Source organism: Flavobacterium fructosi (assembly GCF_042787335.1).
In the GTDB taxonomy this organism is placed as follows: Bacteria; Bacteroidota; Bacteroidia; order Flavobacteriales; family Flavobacteriaceae; genus Flavobacterium; species Flavobacterium fructosi.
Genome location: NZ_JBHZQA010000001.1, coordinates 246,128 through 262,870, shown reverse-complemented (window position 1 = coordinate 262,870; position 16,743 = coordinate 246,128). Strand labels below are relative to the sequence as shown.

At 33.2% G+C, this 16,743-nt stretch carries 13 protein-coding genes and 2 tRNA genes; 9 read left to right on the top strand and 6 right to left on the bottom strand.

From position 1 onward, the window contains the following. Position 1: 1 nt before the first annotated feature. Genes ACFX5D_RS01140 through ACFX5D_RS01130 form a run of 3 tightly spaced genes read right to left on the bottom strand, consistent with a single transcriptional unit; the run spans position 2 to position 2,226 of the window. Positions 2 to 757 carry a peptidase associated/transthyretin-like domain-containing protein gene (locus ACFX5D_RS01140; RefSeq protein WP_379856440.1) on the bottom strand — a complete coding sequence of 252 codons (756 nt, stop codon included), beginning with the start codon at positions 755 to 757 and terminating at the stop codon, positions 2 to 4. Further along, on the bottom strand, positions 747 to 1,475 hold the full coding sequence (locus ACFX5D_RS01135; protein ID WP_379856439.1) for a carboxypeptidase-like regulatory domain-containing protein: 729 nt from the start codon (positions 1,473 to 1,475) through the stop codon (positions 747 to 749). Before ACFX5D_RS01135 ends, ACFX5D_RS01140 begins: the two co-directional genes overlap by 11 nt. Further along, positions 1,462 to 2,226 carry a hypothetical protein gene (locus tag ACFX5D_RS01130; RefSeq protein ID WP_379856438.1) on the bottom strand — a complete coding sequence of 255 codons (765 nt, stop codon included), beginning with the start codon at positions 2,224 to 2,226 and terminating at the stop codon, positions 1,462 to 1,464. The genes ACFX5D_RS01135 and ACFX5D_RS01130 overlap by 14 nt, the downstream gene beginning before the upstream one ends. A gap of 168 nt (positions 2,227 to 2,394) precedes the next feature. Here ACFX5D_RS01130 and pepE point away from each other — a divergent pair, with 168 nt between their 5' ends. Then, on the top strand, positions 2,395 to 3,102 hold the full coding sequence (gene pepE / locus ACFX5D_RS01125) for a dipeptidase PepE (protein WP_379856437.1): 708 nt from the start codon (positions 2,395 to 2,397) through the stop codon (positions 3,100 to 3,102). Positions 3,103 to 3,162: 60 nt separating this feature from the next. Here the strand turns inward: pepE and ACFX5D_RS01120 are convergent. Then, positions 3,163 to 3,235: transfer RNA gene (locus tag ACFX5D_RS01120), tRNA-Gly, on the bottom strand. Between the two features lie 44 nt (positions 3,236 to 3,279). Further along, positions 3,280 to 3,352: transfer RNA gene (locus ACFX5D_RS01115), tRNA-Gly, on the bottom strand. Positions 3,353 to 3,501: 149 nt separating this feature from the next. Here ACFX5D_RS01115 and ACFX5D_RS01110 point away from each other — a divergent pair. Then, positions 3,502 to 3,831: a GNAT family N-acetyltransferase gene (locus tag ACFX5D_RS01110; RefSeq protein ID WP_379856436.1), complete on the top strand. Its 330-nt coding sequence runs from the start codon at positions 3,502 to 3,504 to the stop codon at positions 3,829 to 3,831. Between the two features lie 109 nt (positions 3,832 to 3,940). On the opposite strand, the gene ACFX5D_RS01105 is transcribed toward ACFX5D_RS01110, so the two are convergent. Then, positions 3,941 to 4,663 carry a murein L,D-transpeptidase catalytic domain family protein gene (locus tag ACFX5D_RS01105; protein WP_379856435.1) on the bottom strand — a complete coding sequence of 241 codons (723 nt, stop codon included), beginning with the start codon at positions 4,661 to 4,663 and terminating at the stop codon, positions 3,941 to 3,943. Between the two features lie 189 nt (positions 4,664 to 4,852). Between ACFX5D_RS01105 and ACFX5D_RS01100 the strand changes: the two genes are divergently transcribed. The 7 genes from ACFX5D_RS01100 (at position 4,853) to ACFX5D_RS01070 (ending at position 16,710) form a co-directional block, all read left to right on the top strand. Continuing rightward, positions 4,853 to 7,246 carry a DUF5916 domain-containing protein gene (locus tag ACFX5D_RS01100; RefSeq protein WP_379856434.1) on the top strand — a complete coding sequence of 798 codons (2,394 nt, stop codon included), beginning with the start codon at positions 4,853 to 4,855 and terminating at the stop codon, positions 7,244 to 7,246. 180 nt (positions 7,247 to 7,426) lie between these two features. Next, a complete protein-coding gene (locus ACFX5D_RS01095; protein WP_379856433.1) occupies positions 7,427 to 9,844 on the top strand; it encodes a DUF5916 domain-containing protein in 2,418 nt (805 codons plus the stop codon). A 141-nt stretch (positions 9,845 to 9,985) separates the two neighbouring features. Further along, positions 9,986 to 11,503, top strand: coding sequence for a 2,3-bisphosphoglycerate-independent phosphoglycerate mutase (gene gpmI / locus ACFX5D_RS01090; protein ID WP_379856432.1), 1,518 nt, complete (start codon positions 9,986 to 9,988; stop codon positions 11,501 to 11,503). 122 nt (positions 11,504 to 11,625) lie between these two features. Beyond that, positions 11,626 to 12,297, top strand: a complete 672-nt coding sequence (locus ACFX5D_RS01085; protein ID WP_379856431.1) for a TetR/AcrR family transcriptional regulator — start codon at positions 11,626 to 11,628, stop codon at positions 12,295 to 12,297. 14 nt (positions 12,298 to 12,311) lie between these two features. Next, positions 12,312 to 13,982 (top strand): peptidase domain-containing ABC transporter, encoded by a 1,671-nt coding sequence (locus ACFX5D_RS01080; protein WP_379856430.1) that lies wholly within the window; start codon positions 12,312 to 12,314, stop codon positions 13,980 to 13,982. Next, positions 13,976 to 15,322 carry an HlyD family secretion protein gene (locus ACFX5D_RS01075; RefSeq protein ID WP_379856429.1) on the top strand — a complete coding sequence of 449 codons (1,347 nt, stop codon included), beginning with the start codon at positions 13,976 to 13,978 and terminating at the stop codon, positions 15,320 to 15,322. Before ACFX5D_RS01080 ends, ACFX5D_RS01075 begins: the two co-directional genes overlap by 7 nt. Beyond that, a complete protein-coding gene (locus ACFX5D_RS01070) occupies positions 15,322 to 16,710 on the top strand; it encodes a TolC family protein (RefSeq protein ID WP_379856428.1) in 1,389 nt (462 codons plus the stop codon). Before ACFX5D_RS01075 ends, ACFX5D_RS01070 begins: the two co-directional genes overlap by 1 nt. The last annotated feature ends 33 nt before the right edge of the window (positions 16,711 to 16,743 follow it).

The window sequence follows — 16,743 nt, the reverse complement described above, 5'->3', positions numbered from 1 at the left end:
TTTAGTTTTCAATAGCAGTAATTTTTTTATACTCCTTGTTTTTAGTAACAAGGAAGTCAATTAATTGAAATTCATTTTCGGAATTAAGAAGCAACTTTGATTTAGGATCATTTTCACAAAAAATCAGAAAAAGTCTAATTTCATCATCCTTTAACTGTAATGTATTAGCGAAGAAATCATACCCAACCCTTTTCAAAGCTAGTTCGGTAAAACTTTTATTTTCTGTAAAATCTATTACCTCCAGATTATTTTTTCGCAATGATTTTAGAACATCTTTATAAATTCGTACAAAGTTCATTCCGTTTTCAATAGTCCCATTTGGTGGCATTGTTCTATTCTTTGGAGAAGACTTTTCGTCGTCAAAATATTGCTTATCAACAATTCTCTGTGTATTTCCCAAATTTGGCTTTAATACCTTTTTTACGGGAACAATAACTTCGATTAGCTGATTTGTAAATGCCTCCATTTTCACTCGTAATAGAGGAGTCGAAAGTTGTTTTTCAGTAAGTACAATTTTTCTAGATTTGAATGCTAAGCTCGAAAAAACCAAGGTGTCATTCACTTTTGCCAGAATACTAAAAAACCCTTTTGGTCCTATGAGCAGTCCCGTTTTAGAATTCACATTAAAAACAATCACATTTTCTAACTTAATAGAATCGTTTACGACCTGACCATGCAACGTTTTTCTTGTCAATACCTGACTCACACAAAATTGACAAAATAAACACAAAACAAGGATTGTTATTTTATTTTTCATTTTCAATGGTTTTATTATAATTTTCAGCTAAACTGACAATCAAAAACATCGTTAACGTTTTGTTCTTCGTACTCAATGCATCTGCAAATGGGGCATCTTCAATACAATAATATTGAAATCCCCGTATATAATCACTCGGAATTTTCAGAGTTTCAGTATAATATTTATTTTCAAAAAGAACTTCAAGTCTGGATAACGAATTTTCTTTTTTCTCTACAACAATTTCTTTTTTAAGCATTGCTTTACGTCCCGAAATTGTGTTTAACAAACCGTCAATACCACCGCTAGAGGTTGCGGTATATAATTTCCTTTCTGCAGGGCTGTATTTTTTTTGGCCATAAGGGATAATTCCCAGATTTTCAGCCGTTATTTTAGAGCTCTCATTGACGATAATTTCTTTTAGAGGAATGCTTTGGGTTGTCATTTGAATTGCAATCCGATTCGACAAAAAATCTCCCTTAGTGACTTTCTTACGTAAAGTTACGAGATTCACAGCTGAAAACACTAAAATATCCCCTTCTTTTATAAATAGCGAAAAGAAACCATCTCTATCTGAAACAGTTCCCCGCTGACTCCTTGAATTGAATACATTTATTCCTTCAACAGCAACAGATTCAGCTGTTATTTTACCTTGAATTTCTTTTTCAGCATTATTTTGTCCAAATGCAATTTGGGTCAAAAAAAAGAAAGCGAACAGTAGCGTACTATTTATTTTCACTGGCTATAATTTCGTTATACGTAGTGGCTAATTCCCCAATCAAAAAAGAGGTCATTGTTTTATTATTAGATTTTAAAATAATTGTAAATTTTTCATTTTTCACAACATAACATTGAAATCCTTTTACATATTCAGAAGGTATTTTTAACTTATTTACAAAATAATCTATATCGAATAAATTATCCAGTTGTTCCAAATATGACTCTTTCTTCTCGACTTCAATCTCTTTTCTAAGCATCTTAGTTCGTCCAGAAATAAAATTCAACAAAGGATCTGCAGAAACAGAACCGCCTGCCATCCCGCTCACACTTGCCGATGTATTAAGGTCAGTAGCAGTATATAATTTACGTTCCGCAGCAGTGTATTTTTTGTGATTATTAAGAACAATCCCTAATGATTCCGCATTGATACTTGTAAATCTTTTAACGATCACTTCTTTTAATTGATTCACAATTGGATTCATTTTAACACAAAATAAATTTTGTTGAAAACATTCTGCCGTTACGCCAATTATCATCGTTTTAAATTGTGGCGCGGAAAATATTAATCTGTCTCCTAGTGCCGCCGCTATCGAAAATTCCCCTTCTTTATTTGTAATTACAGCCTTTTCGTTTTTCAAATTAATGACATAAATCCCTTCAAGATTTGACAAGTCAGCAATAACTTTTCCATTCAATTTGGCAGGAACTGGCTCTTGTGCTAATGCCTTTGTTGCCATCAAAATAAAAAACACACATACAGCTTTAGTCATTGGTCTACATTAAAATTTGAATTATTGTAAGAATGGTAAAAGTATCTTACTCTTTTCTAAATTAATTACTAATAACTTGGTAAAAATATGTTAATTAAACATTGTAAAAAACAATTTTAAAAAGCATGATTTAATACCTTTATGCAAACTCTTTTTACACAAATAAAAATGAAAAATATTATTATCGCCAGCACTTCAACCCTTCACGGCGGGGACTATTTAGATTATCTTTTACCTGAATTACAATTGCATTTCAAGGATTGCAAAACCATTATTTTTATTCCTTTCGCGCGCCCTGGCGGTTTATCACATGAAGAGTATACTGCAAAAGTAGCTTCGGCTTTTGCCAAAATGGATATAGCTGTCAAAGGAATTCATGAATTTGGAGATCCAGCATCAGCAATTCAAGATGCTCAGGGGATTTTTACCGGTGGCGGCAACACTTTTTTGTTGGTATCCCAATTGTACAAAAACAATATCATGACCATTCTTGCAGAAGCAGTAAAAAATGGAACTCCGTATTTTGGTACAAGCGCAGGAAGCAATATTTGTGGATTAACAATGCAAACCACTAATGACATGCCTATTATTTATCCGCCGAGTTTTAAAACCTTAGGTTGGATCCCTTTCAATTTGAATCCCCATTATTTAGATGCTGACAAACAATCACAACATATGGGCGAAACACGCGAAACAAGAATCAAAGAATTTCATGCATTTAACTCCGTCCCTGTTTTAGGATTACGAGAAGGAAGCTGGCTGGACGTTAAAGGTGAAAAAATAACTTTAAAAGGCAATTTATCAGCCAGACTTTTTAGACAAAACCAAATTCCTGAAGAATTAGAAAACGGATCTGATTTGAGTTTTATAAAATGATTTTGAAAGGAGATCAGAATAAATAAAAAAAACCGAAACAATTAAGTTTCGGCTTTGAAGAGCGAAAGACGAGGCTCGAACTCGCGACAACCAGCTTGGAAGGCTGGAGCTCTACCAACTGAGCTACTTTCGCAAAACATTAAATAAAAAACCTCAAACTAAAAATTTGAGGTTTAGAGCGAAAGACGAGGCTCGAACTCGCGACAACCAGCTTGGAAGGCTGGAGCTCTACCAACTGAGCTACTTTCGCATTAACAACGGTGCAAATATAGATAATAAAATAGGTTACATGCAAGTTTTTTTTTTGAAAAAAATCATTAAATTATATCCAAAACCTTTTTAATAAAGCATATCTCAGACATAAAGAATTTAATATGAAATTATTATACCTTTATTTCGTTGCAAATTTATTTAAAAAAAAATGCAAAACATAGAAGAAATAAATGCAAAAAAACCTTTCCGATACTACATCCTGTTCTTCGACGTGGAAAGTCGAAAGAAAGCTGTCTTTTTGATGGTGATGATTTAGAGACTACTACTCATTTCAACCTTTTTTACGATCAGGAATTAAATGGGGTAATTTCATTATTTAAAAATACCACAGATTTATTTTTAGAAAAAATCCAATACCAAATTAGAGATATGGCTGTTTTAGAAAATTACAGAAGAAAGCACTGGGTGAAACATTTGGAAAAATGCTGTATTGACCGAAATGCAAATTTAATTTGATTCAATGCCAGAAAAGACGCTGTTGGTTTGTACTTAAAAATGGCATACCTAAAAAGATATGCCATTTGAAATCGAAAATATTGAGGAACATATTGTACTGTTCCAGAAATTACGAAACTAATTCCGAATCCAATTTAAAACTTCTTGATGGATGATAAATAAAGAAACACGATTTATTTTTTATCGCATTGATAATATCTTTAGACAATTCTACCGGTATAGCAGGACAACCCTGACTTCTCCCTAATCTATGATTACTTTGTACAAACGAATTACTAACATATTCTGCCGCATGCATTACCACACCTCTATTTCTTGCGTTACTATTAATTCCTTTTTCCAATCCATCTAACTTAAGTGACATTCCGTGTTTTCCATTGTAAATCTCACCTGTAGCATAAAACCCTAAACTACTTTTATACGATTCTGCTGCATTTGAAAAAGAAGAGGCAAAATCATCACCTGTATTTCTTCCGTGCGCAACAAGGGAATTATACAGTATTGTATTTGTTGTCAAATCGATAACCCAAAGTCTTTTGGTACTAGATGACAAACTAAAATCAACCAAAGTCAAAATATTTTTTTGAACTAATCCTTTTTCTTTCAACAAATAAAAACCTTTCAAAGCTTCAGTAAAGCTTTCTAATTTTGGCAAACTAAATTCACTAGAATGCAAACTATTATAAACCATTTCAATCTTAGCATCTATACTAGTATTTACTACTTTGGCATATATTACAGGTTTAACAATACTGAGTTCAGAAATATTGGGTTTGCTTGTTGAAAATGAAAAAAGTAAAAACAAAATTGCGGGTAATGTCTTATAAATCATTGAATATCTTTTAGTTAAATAATAATTTGGAATGGCAAACGTACACATAAATTCACCGTTAAAACAAAAATTATGATAAATTTAAATATAATATAACAAAATAAATTAAAAAATATTGCTTAATAGCATTGAAATAAAAACACAATATCTACAAATTTTATTATTTTTGTCTCTATACCTTACTAATTTATGGCGAAATATCATTATTTATCATTACTTACTTTAATTTTTTGCAGTATTACCACTTATAGTCAAAAAAAAGTCCTTCATGCAAAATCTATAAGTGATAACATTACAATTGATGGAAAAATAAATGAAGAAGCGTGGAATACTGCTTCCGTGGCTACTGATTTCGTTATGTATGAGCCTGATAACGGAAAACCAATCAGTACTGATAAAAAAACAGACGTAAAGATACTATACGATAATAACGCCATTTACGTTGCCGCTGTACTATATGACAATAATCCTGCCAAAATAAAAACAGAAATCACCAACCGCGATATTTTTGGAGTTTCCGATATTTTTTCCGTGTACATCAACGGGTTTAATGACGGACAGCAAGATTTTAGATTTTATGTAAGTTCAGCCGGTGTTCAAATGGATTGTTTAGCGACTGAAGACAGCGAAGATTTTACGTGGGATTCCATTTGGGACAGTAAAGCGACACTTACTGATTTTGGCTGGGTTGTCGAGATGAAAATACCATATGCCGCTTTGCGATTTTCGAACGCACAAAAGCAAACTTGGGGCATCAATTTCATGAGGGAAATTAAACGAGATGTCCAAAAATATACTTGGAATAGAGTTGACACCAAAATAGGCGCGGTGATTCCACAAGCTGGAATTCTTGACGGGATAGAAAATATAAAAACGCCAACCCGTCTTTTCTTTATACCGTACTCCTCAGCCTACTATCAGCAAAACGAAATAGGATCTAGCACCACATTCAAAGCTGGTTTAGATATCAAATATGGAATTAATGATTCGTTTACATTAGATGCCATTTTAATACCTGACTTTGGACAAACAAAATTTGACAATGCTATTTTGAATCTTGAACCTTTTGAACAAAGACTTGATGAAAATCGTCCTTTTTTCACAGAAGGAACGGATTTATTTAACAAAGGAGGATTGTTTTATTCCAGAAGGATTGGTGGCGCGCCAAGTACGGAGCCACAAATTGCTGCTAATGAAGATATCACCAATTACCCTAGTAGCGTGAAACTAATCAATGCTGTGAAAATTTCCGGCAGGACGGAGAAAGGTTTGGGAATTGGTTTTTTGAATGCTATTACTAAAAAAACATACGCTACCATACAAAACAATGACACCAACGAAACCAGAAAAGAAGTTATTGAACCATTGACTAATTACAATATGTTAGTTTTAGATCAGCGTTTTAACCAAAACTCATCTGTTTCGTTTGTGAATGCTAATACTACCCGAACGGGAAGTTTCAGGGATGCCAATGTTTCCGCTCTACTATTCGACTTGAATACAAAAGCAAATACGTATAGCTTCTTTGGAGACTTTAAATACAGCTCCATTAATACAACCGAAGATTATACCGGTTTTAAAACCTCTTTAAATTTTGCAAAAACAAGCGGAAAATATCGATACTACCTTTCTGGAAAATATCTCTCCAAAGATTATGATATCAATGATCTAGGAATTATTTTCTACACGAATTATCACAGTGCTTTTGCAAATGCCAGTTACAGAATCTTGAATCCTACAAAGTTTTTTAATACTTTTAAGGTAGAACAAGAATTAAATTTAGAAATCCAGAATACAACCGGTAAATTGCAAGAAGCTTGGTATAAAACGGTCGTAAAAGCCAGATCACGAAACAACAATTACTTTGAACTGGCCCTGGTTCTTACTCCCGTGGAAACTTTCGATTTTTATGAGCCACGAGAAAATGGCCGGTACCTGCAAATCCCCAGAAGAGTTTCTTCTTATTTTGGAACAGAATTTAACACCAACAATGCTTTTACTTTTGATTTCACACCAAGTTTCACAAAATATGACCAAGATGGCCGAATTACCTATGGTCTGGCTTTAGGTCCAAAATACAGGTTTAATGACCAATTTTCGTTATCCTACGTATTAGATTATACCCGTAAAAAAAACGACAGAGGCTGGGTAGCTTTTGATGATGCCGGAATTATTTTTGCACAGCGCAATAGGGAAATACTACAAAATGACATTACTGGAAAATATGCGATAAATAATAAAATGACCATCAACCTTACTGCTCGCTATTACTGGTCCTATTCTCAAAACCATGAATTTTTCACGCTGCAAAATAATGGTTACTTAATTCCAAATAATGAATATTCCGCTAATAAAGACCGGAATTTCAATTCTTGGAATTTTGATTTGGCCTATTCATGGTGGTTTGCACCAGGAAGCGAAATTTCCTTTTTGTACCGAAACTATTCGCTTGAAAGAGCCAGTAAAGTTGAGAAGAATTTGAATACTAACTTTAAAAGTGTTTTTAATGGAAATCTCACAAATATTGTTTCTGTATCTATTCGTTATTTCATTGATTATAATGTAGTAAAAAATAAATTTTAACCCATAATAAGATCCTCATAGAATGAGATTGAATGAACCACCATTCAATCTCATTTTTTTTTTAGAATAAAACACCTCTTAATTTTTTCTTAAAAAATGTAACAAATTTTTAAAAATATAGTCTATTATTAAAATTCAATCAAAAGAAATTCATCAATCGCGCAAATCAATCAAAACTACATGCGAAAATTACTTCTAATAATTCTACTCTTTTTTTCAGCTCTTGGCTACAGCCAAAAAAAAGTGCTGCAAACTAAATCTATTTCAGAAAACATAACCATCGACGGAAAAATAGAGGAAACTGCATGGAAATCGGCCTCGGTCGCGTCAAATTTTATCATGTTTGAGCCAGATAACGGCAAGGCAATTCCAGAAAATAAAAAAACTGAAGTAAAAGTTTTATATGACAATGACGCCATCTATGTTGCGGCATTAATGTATGACAATGAGCCAAAAAAAATCATGAAAGAAATTTCACAACGTGATAATTTTGGGGCATCAGACCTTTTTGGCGTTTTTGTGAATGGCTACAATGACGGACAACAAGATTTTCAATTTTATGTCTCCGCCTCTGATGGACAAGCGGATTGTATAACGACAGACATTAATGGAGAAGATTATTCCTGGGATGCAGTTTGGAAAAGCAAAGCAACAATCACTGATTTCGGTTGGGTTGTTGAAATGCGAATTCCTTACGCTGCACTTCGTTTTTCGGGTGAAAACAAACAAACTTGGGGGCTCAACTTTTTTAGAGAAATTAAAAGGGATAGACATAAATATTCTTGGAACTTTATTGACTCCAAACTTGGAACCTTCACACAACAATCCGGTACCTTAGAAGGAATTGAAAATATAAAACCTCCTACCCGAATCTTTTTATTGCCATATTCTTCTTTTTATGTAAATGCCGGCAAAGGACAAAAAACTTACGGTACTATTAAAGGTGGCTTGGATATAAAATATGGAATCAATGACGCTTTTACGCTTGACATGATTCTTATTCCAGATTTTGGACAAACAAAATATGACGATCAAATTTTAAACTTAGGTCCGTTCGAGCAGCAATTTAATGAAAATAGACCCTTTTTTACCGAAGGAACTGATTTGTTCAGCAAGGGAAATTTATTGTACTCCAGAAGAATTGGAGGAAGACCTTCAAGTTCCCCGACCATTTTCAACAACGAGAAAATTATTGAAAATCCTTCAAGCGTTAATTTGATTAATGCCCTAAAAGTCTCCGGTCGAACAAAAGATGGTCTAGGAATAGGAATTTTGAATGCCGTTACTGAAAAAACATATGCGTCAATACAAAACAACAATACGCAGGAAATTAGAAAAGAAGTGGTTGAACCCTTAGCAAATTATAATGTTTTGGTACTAGATCAGCGTTTCCGAAAAAACTCTTCGGTTTCATTTATCAACACCAATGTAACCCGAAATGGGAGTTTTCGCGATGGAAATGTATCTGCAATGGTTTGGGATTTAAATACCAAGAAAAACACGTATAATCTTTCTGGAAATTTCAAATACAGTTACATAAATGATATTGAAGACAAAAAAGGAACAGCAACATCGTTGAACTTAGGAGAGACTTCTGGCAAATACCGATACAGTGTAGGAACAGAAATAGTATCAAAAAATTTCGATAATAATGATTTAGGAATCAATTTTGAAACTAACTATTATGCTATGTATGGAAATGCAAGTTATAGAATTTTAAATCCTACAAAACACTTCAATTCTTTCCGTGTAAATCTCAATTTATATACCCAGTTTCAAAAAGAGACTGGAAAAATTCAGGGAAATAAAATCAACCTTAACATTAATTCGAATAATAAACAAAATCATTTTTTTGGTTTAGGGATAAATGCCAGTCCAATTGAATCCCATGATTATTATGAGTCCAGAACGGAAAACAGGTATTTGATTTCTCCAAAAAGATTGGGCGGATGGTTCTACTTTTCTTCAAATTACAATAATAAGTTTGCTATTGACGTCAATCCTTCATTTGCTATATTGAGTGAATCAGGAAGAAATTCTTTTGGCATTGACATAGGTCCAAGATACCGTTTCAATGATAAATTTTCGTTGAATTACAACTTTAACTTTTTTAGACAAAACAACAATAAAGGTTTTGTGGACAGTATTGATGATGATTTAAATGCATCTACGGCTAATGCCATTATTTTTGCCAATCGAAATGTTATTACCTATTCCAACTCTCTTTCCGCTAAATATTCTATTAACAGTAAAATGACTTTCAATCTTTCCTTGCGCCATTATTGGTCGTACGCCGAAAATAAAAACTTCTTATCGTTGCAACAAAACGGCAGATTAGCGGATTATAATACTTACACCCTAAATAAGAACTCTAGTTTTTTCTCCTGGAATGGTGACATCTCCTATTCTTGGTGGTTCGCCCCAGGAAGCGAAATTTCTATTTTATACAGAAATAATGCAGCCAATTTTCAGCGAGAAATAGATAAGGATTTTGGAAAAAAAATAACTACTTTATTGACCAATGATCAACTAAAACACGTTTTTTCTATTAGTGTCCGTTATTTTATTGACTATAATGAAGTGAAAAATAAAATTTAAGTTGCATTAATTTCACAAAAAAGCCTTTTCTGCAGCAAAATTATTATTTTTTGATGGCGTTAATTCCTGAATATATAATAGTCGTTTTGAATACTTCAAACATTTTTAGAAATACTTTATCTTTGTATAAAATCTTTTATAATGAACAAAAAAGTAATTCTAATGATATTAGACGGTTGGGGAAAATCTCCAGATCCGAAAGTTTCTGCAATCGATAATGCAAATATTCCATTTATAAATAGTCTATATCAAAAGTACCCTAGTGCACAACTGAGAACTGATGGTTTAAACGTAGGATTGCCAGAAGGACAAATGGGAAATAGCGAAGTAGGACACATGAATCTGGGTGCGGGCCGAATTGTGTATCAGGATTTAGCCAAGATAAACCTTGCCGTAGCGCATAACACTTTGGCGAAAGAACAAGTATTAGTTGATGCTTTTACCTACGCAAAAGAAAACAATAAAAAAGTACATTTCTTAGGTCTTCTTTCTGATGGTGGTGTCCACTCCCATACTTCACACTTACGAGGTTTAATTGATGCAACACAACAATACGGACTGCAAAAAGTTTTCATTCACGCCTTCACTGACGGCCGTGATGTTGATCCAAAGTCCGGAAAAAATTATATCCAGGATTTACAAGAATATATTGATAATACAACTGTTAAAATAGCTTCTGTTATTGGGCGTTATTATGCGATGGATCGTGACAAACGCTGGGAAAGAGTAAAACTAGCTTACGATTTATTGGTAAACGGAATTGGAACTCATTCTACAAACGCCGTTGCTTCAATAGAAGAAAGTTATGAAGTTACTGTAACCGATGAATTTATTCATCCAGTGGTCATGGTGGATAAAAATGACAAACCATTGGCTACTATTGAAGATGATGACGTAGTTATATTCTTCAATTTCAGAACTGATAGAGGTAGAGAACTGACCGAAGCGCTAACGCAGCAAGATTTCCATGAACAGAACATGCACAAATTGAATTTGTATTATGTAACGTTAACCAACTATGACGAAACATATAAAAACGTAAAAGTTGTTTATAATAAAGATAACATTACTGAAACCCTGGGTGAAGTTTTAGAAAAAGCGCACAAAAAACAAATTCGTATTGCCGAAACCGAGAAATATCCTCACGTGACTTTCTTCTTTTCTGGTGGAAGAGAACAACCTTTTATTGGCGAAAGTCGCATCTTGAAAAATTCTCCAAAAGTGGCTACTTACGACTTGCAACCAGAAATGAGCGCATTTGAATTGACAGATGCTTTAATTCCTGAACTGGAGAAAGAAGAAGTAGATTTTGTATGTCTTAATTTTGCCAACGGCGATATGGTAGGACATACAGGAATTATGAGTGCTGCAATAAAAGCTTGTGAAGCTGTAGATAAATGTGTCGAAAAAGTAATTACAGCAGCATTAACCCACAATTATACAACTATTGTAATTGCAGATCACGGAAACTGTGAAACCATGATTAATCCCGACGTAAGTCCTAATACAGCCCATACGACAAACCCAGTTCCAATTATTTTGGTCGACAAAGATTTAAAACAAATACACGATGGTGTTTTGGGTGATATCGCTCCAACTATTTTAGCATTAATGGGCGTTGAAAAACCGGAAGTTATGACTTGTCATTCTTTGTTGTAAGTCTAATTAATTCAAATATTCATAAAAAAGCTATTCCATGCGAATAGCTTTTTTTATAAATAAAAGTTAAAATTTCATAATTGATAGTATTACTATTATATTTGCATGAAATATGATTAATTATGAATACAATACTATCCAATCTAAAAATACAGGTCAACGAAAAAATCTATGTTAAAGATCCCGAAACGTCTGCCTTGGGAAAAAAAATCATTGAGCAAAGTATCCTTTTGATTGATGAAATTGGGTTCGACAATTTTACGTTCAAGAAGCTTGGTGAAAAAATTGGTTCTAATGAAAGTTCTCTTTATCGGTATTTTGAAAACAAGCACAAACTATTGGTGTATTTATCCTCTTGGTATTGGAGTTGGATGGAATACAAACTTGTTTTTGCCACCACAAATATTACTGACCCAAAAGAAAAACTTAGAAACGCAATCACTATTGTTACTGAAAAAGTAATCGATGACAGCAGCACCGAACACATTAATGAGGCTATTTTAAACAAAATTATTATTGCGGAATTCACAAAAACGCTTCATACCAAAGAGGTTGGCCAGGAAAACAAAGAAGGTTTTTTCCTGATTTACAAAAGAGTAATCAACAGAATTGTGAATATTGTAACCGAAGTAAATCCAAGTTATGTATACGCTAAATCTCTGGTATCGACAATTGTGGAAGGCAGTTTACATCAACACTTTTTGACCGAACACTTTACTAATATAACGGATTGTAATAGTTCTAAAAGTACAACAGAATTTTATCTCCATTTGATCGAAAACGTTTTACGCTAAAAAATAAAAAAAATATGACTCCTTTAAAACGATTTTACAATTTACTTGAATTAGACAAAAAAGATGTTTCTCAAATATTCTTTTATGCCATTTTTGCGGGATTAATCAGTTTATCTCTTCCTCTTGGAATTCAGGCCATTATCAATTTTATTCAATCTGGAAGAGTCAGTGCTTCATGGATTGTACTTATTATTTTAGTTGTTTTTGGTGTAGCCCTAGTAGGGATTTTATCCCTAATGCAATTGCGAATTACAGAAAATTTACAACAAAAAATATTTGTTCGGTCCTCTTTTGAATTTGCAGCACGTTTACCAAAAATAAAATCAGAGCAATTGTACAATAACTATCCTCCTGAATTAGCGAATCGTTTTTTTGATACTATGACGATTCAGAAAGGAACCTCTAAGTTATTAATCGATTTTTCGGCAGCCTTACTTCAAATTATTTTTGGAATTCTATTGTTGTCATTATACCACCCCTACTTCATTATTTTTGGAATTCTATTGCTTTTTCTCCTCTATTTCATTTTCAAATTTTCGTATAAATCGGGGTTAGAAACTAGTTTGAAAGAATCAAAATTCAAATATAGAGTTGCCGGCTGGTTGCAGGAAATGGCGCGTAATAATTTCAGTTTCAAAAATGAACTTAATTATGATTTTGCTTTAGAAAAAAACAACCATATCGTCACTGATTATCTCAACTACCGTGAAAAACATTTTAATGTAATTAAAAGACAATTCACTCAGTTAATTGTTTTTAAAATCATTATTACTGCTAGTTTACTATCGATAGGCGGTTTTTTAGTCTTGTCCCAACAAATGAATATTGGACAGTTTGTTGCTGCAGAAATCATTATTCTATTGGTAATTAATTCGGTTGAAAAAATCATTATTGGATTGGAAACTTTATATGATGTACTAACTTCTATCGAAAAAATTGGACAAGTAACAGATTTAGAGTTAGAGGAAGATTCAAATATAAAAAGCGAAACGTGCTACACAAATATCGTTTTGGAAACAGAAAACATTAAATTCAAATTTCCTGATTCCGAAAACGAGGTCCTAAGTACAATCAGCCTGAAAATTGAACAAGGAGAAAAAATAGTAATTGAAGGTGACAACGGTTCCGGAAAAACAACGCTGATACGGTTGCTTGCTGGTATAATACAGCCCACATCCGGTTCTTTTTACATCAATGATGACACGTTTAGAAAAATAAACCTAAAACAATACCGATCACAAATAGGAAGCGTTATCCAAAGTGAAACTCCATTTGAAGGGACAATATTAGAAAACATTACTTTTAATGATTCATCAATTCCTTTCGAAGATATAAAATGGGCAATTGATGGCGTTCAACTGAGTTCCTTTATCAAATCATTACCCAAAGGTTTAGATGCTAAGCTTTTTCCTGAAGGAAAGCAATTATCTTCATCTAATGCACAAAAAATATTACTGGCCAGAAGTATTATTCACAGACCTAAAATACTTTTTTTCGAAGATCCGACTGATAGTATGGATGAAAAAGTAGCTAATGAAATTATTGATTTTATTACTTCCGATAAAAACAAATGGACAATTATAGTTTCCTCAAAAAATCCGCATTGGAAAACCAAATGTAGCCGAAGAATTACCATGCAAAACGGATTCATTCAACTGGACTCAAAAACTGATATATCATGCTAAACATATCCGACAATAAAACAAAACTACAGTCACTTGCTCAATATGAAACAGTAAAAAATTTAAGTAACAGACCGCACTATAAAATCTTAAACAGAATTATAGCAGGTGTTTCAATAATTGGGGTAATTGCACTGTTTTTACCTTGGACACAAAATGTTTCAGGAACTGGAGCTGTAACAACATTAAAACCAAACCAAAGACCACAATCTATTCAAAGTGTTATTTCTGGTCGAATAGAAAAATGGTATGTAAAAGAAGGTGATTTTGTAAAGAAAGGAGATACTATTCTTTTTATATCGGAGATTAAAGAGGATTATATGGATCCGAATTTGGTAGAAAACACTAAAAATCAAATGAATGCGAAGAAACAATCTTTACAATCGTATGGTTCAAAAGTAAATACCTTGGGAGCACAAATTCAGGCTATTGAAAGTGAAAAAATGCTAAAACTGGAACAAGCTCAAAACAAAATTAAACAATCTCTTTTGAAAATAAAAAGCGACAGTATGGATCTGGTTGCCGTTAAAACACAACTAAAGATTGCAAACACACAATATAACAGGTCCTTGCAATTGAACAAAGAAGGTTTAAAACCATTAACCGACACCGAAGACAAAAGACTAAAACTCCAAGAAGTTGAAGCAAAAATCATCACGCAAGAAAACAAATTTTTAATAAGTAAAAATGAATTTATAAACGCAAAAGTAGAGATCAACAGGATAACTGCTGAATATTCAGAAAAAGTCTCCAAAGCCAATAGTGATAAATTTACTGCATTGAGCAGCCAATATGATACTGATGCGCAAGTAAATAAATTAGAAAATCAATATGTTAATTACAGCATTCGAAATGGCTTGTATTATATCAAAGCCGCACAAAGTGGCTACATTAACAGAGCGTTGCAATCCGGCATTGGAGAAACGATTAAGGAAGGAACACCAATAGCCACAATTATGCCATCAGATTATGATATTGCAGTAGAGACATTTGTAAATCCAATTGACTTGCCTTTAATAAACAAAGGTGAAAAAGTACGTGTTTGGTTTGACGGATGGCCTACGATCGTTTTTTCAGGATGGCCGGATATGTCTTATGGAACTTTTGGAGGTAAAATTGTGGCTATTGAAAACTTCATCAGTGATAATGGTAAATACAGGGTCTTAATTGCTCCTGATTCTTCCGAAGCAAAATGGCCTAAACAATTAAGCATAGGCTCCGGAGCGCAAACTATTACTCTATTACACAATGTGCCAATATGGTTTGAAATATGGAGAACACTGAACGGATTTCCTCCCAATTATTACAAAACTGGAACAAAAACAATAAAAGAAAAGAAATAATGAAGCAACTCCTTTTTGCCTTTCTATTATTTGGTTTTACCGCTTTTGGACAAGATTTTGGTTCCAAAGAACTGACCTATACCGAGTTTCTGGGCTATGTAAAAAAATTTCACCCGCTCGTTAAAAATGCCAACTTAGAAATCAATAAGGCACAGGCAAACTTGATGATGGCACGAGGTGGATTTGACCCAAAAATCGCGGTAGATTTTAGTAAAAAACAATTCAAAGACAAAGAATATTATTCGATTTTAAACAGCAGTTTCAAAATCCCTACTTGGTATGGAATCGAGATAAAAGCGGGGTTAGACAACAATGAAGGAGTTTATCTCAATCCTGAAAACACGATTCCTAATAAAGGATTAACATCGCTTGGAGTAACCGTTCCGCTTGGACAAGGCTTATTCATTAATCAAAGAATGGCAGATGTCCGAAAAGCAAAAATGCAGCTGCAATTGAGCCAATCCGAAAGAAAATTACAGGCTATAGCAGTTTTATACGATGCTTCGCTGGCTTATTTCAATTGGAAAAAAAACTTCAACGAAGTAAAGTTGTACGAAGAATATAATGACAATGCGCAGACACGTTTCAAAGGAATAAAAACATTAATCACACAAGGGGACAAACCGGCGATTGACAGTATCGAATCTGGAATCATTGTAAAAAACCGACTGTTGAATTTAGAAGATTCCAAACTTAAATTGGCTAAAGCCAAATTAGAACTTGCCAACTTTCTTTGGATGGAAAACAACATTCCAATTGAATTATCAGACGAACTCATTCCCGAAACACAGTTAGAATTCACGATTCAGGAAAGTTTAAAAACAAATGATTTGTTGAACGCCGATTTCTCCATCACCAATCATCCAAAAATAAATGCATTACAAAGCAAAATTGACATCTTGAATGTAGAGAAAAAATTAAAAGCCAATATGCTTCTACCGAAAATTGATGTGGGCTACTCCTATTTATCAGAGCCCAGTTACATTGATAATTACCGATTTCAGGATTACAAAATAGGCTTGGATTTTTATTTTCCTTTATTTCTGCGAAAAGAGCGCGGAAGTTTGAAACTGGCGAAATACAAAGTTCAAGAAAGTGAATTTGCATTGGACTTAGAAAAAGTACAACTGTCCAATAAAATTAATGCTCAAAAACTTGAGATCGCATCCCTTTTAAAACAAAAGGAATTAATCAAAGATTTGGTAAAAGATAATCTCACGATGCTCAATTCTGAAGAACGCTTATTTTCTTTTGGAGAAAGTTCCTTGTTTTTGATCAATACGCGAGAAAATAATTTAGTTAGTGCACAACTTTCCCAAATAGCATTAGAGAATCGATTTTACGTCTCAAATTCAGAGCTTTTTAAAATTATGGCCAATCCGGATTAAATAATTTATAAAATCGTACTTTTGCAAACTGAA

Bases quoted from the DNA above. Each gene is read 5' to 3' on its own strand.
- ACFX5D_RS01140 (WP_379856440.1), bottom strand. From the start codon at position 757: ATGAAAAATAAAATAACAATCCTTGTTTTGTGTTTATTTTGTCAATTT.
- ACFX5D_RS01130 (WP_379856438.1), bottom strand. From the start codon at position 2,226: ATGACTAAAGCTGTATGTGTGTTTTTTATTTTGATGGCAACAAAGGCA.
- pepE (WP_379856437.1), top strand. From the start codon at position 2,395: ATGAAAAATATTATTATCGCCAGCACTTCAACCCTTCACGGCGGGGAC.
- ACFX5D_RS01105 (WP_379856435.1), bottom strand. From the start codon at position 4,663: ATGATTTATAAGACATTACCCGCAATTTTGTTTTTACTTTTTTCATTT.
- ACFX5D_RS01100 (WP_379856434.1), top strand. From the start codon at position 4,853: ATGGCGAAATATCATTATTTATCATTACTTACTTTAATTTTTTGCAGT.
- ACFX5D_RS01095 (WP_379856433.1), top strand. From the start codon at position 7,427: ATGCGAAAATTACTTCTAATAATTCTACTCTTTTTTTCAGCTCTTGGC.
- gpmI (WP_379856432.1), top strand. From the start codon at position 9,986: ATGAACAAAAAAGTAATTCTAATGATATTAGACGGTTGGGGAAAATCT.
- ACFX5D_RS01085 (WP_379856431.1), top strand. From the start codon at position 11,626: ATGAATACAATACTATCCAATCTAAAAATACAGGTCAACGAAAAAATC.
- ACFX5D_RS01080 (WP_379856430.1), top strand. From the start codon at position 12,312: ATGACTCCTTTAAAACGATTTTACAATTTACTTGAATTAGACAAAAAA.
- ACFX5D_RS01075 (WP_379856429.1), top strand. From the start codon at position 13,976: ATGCTAAACATATCCGACAATAAAACAAAACTACAGTCACTTGCTCAA.
- ACFX5D_RS01070 (WP_379856428.1), top strand. From the start codon at position 15,322: ATGAAGCAACTCCTTTTTGCCTTTCTATTATTTGGTTTTACCGCTTTT.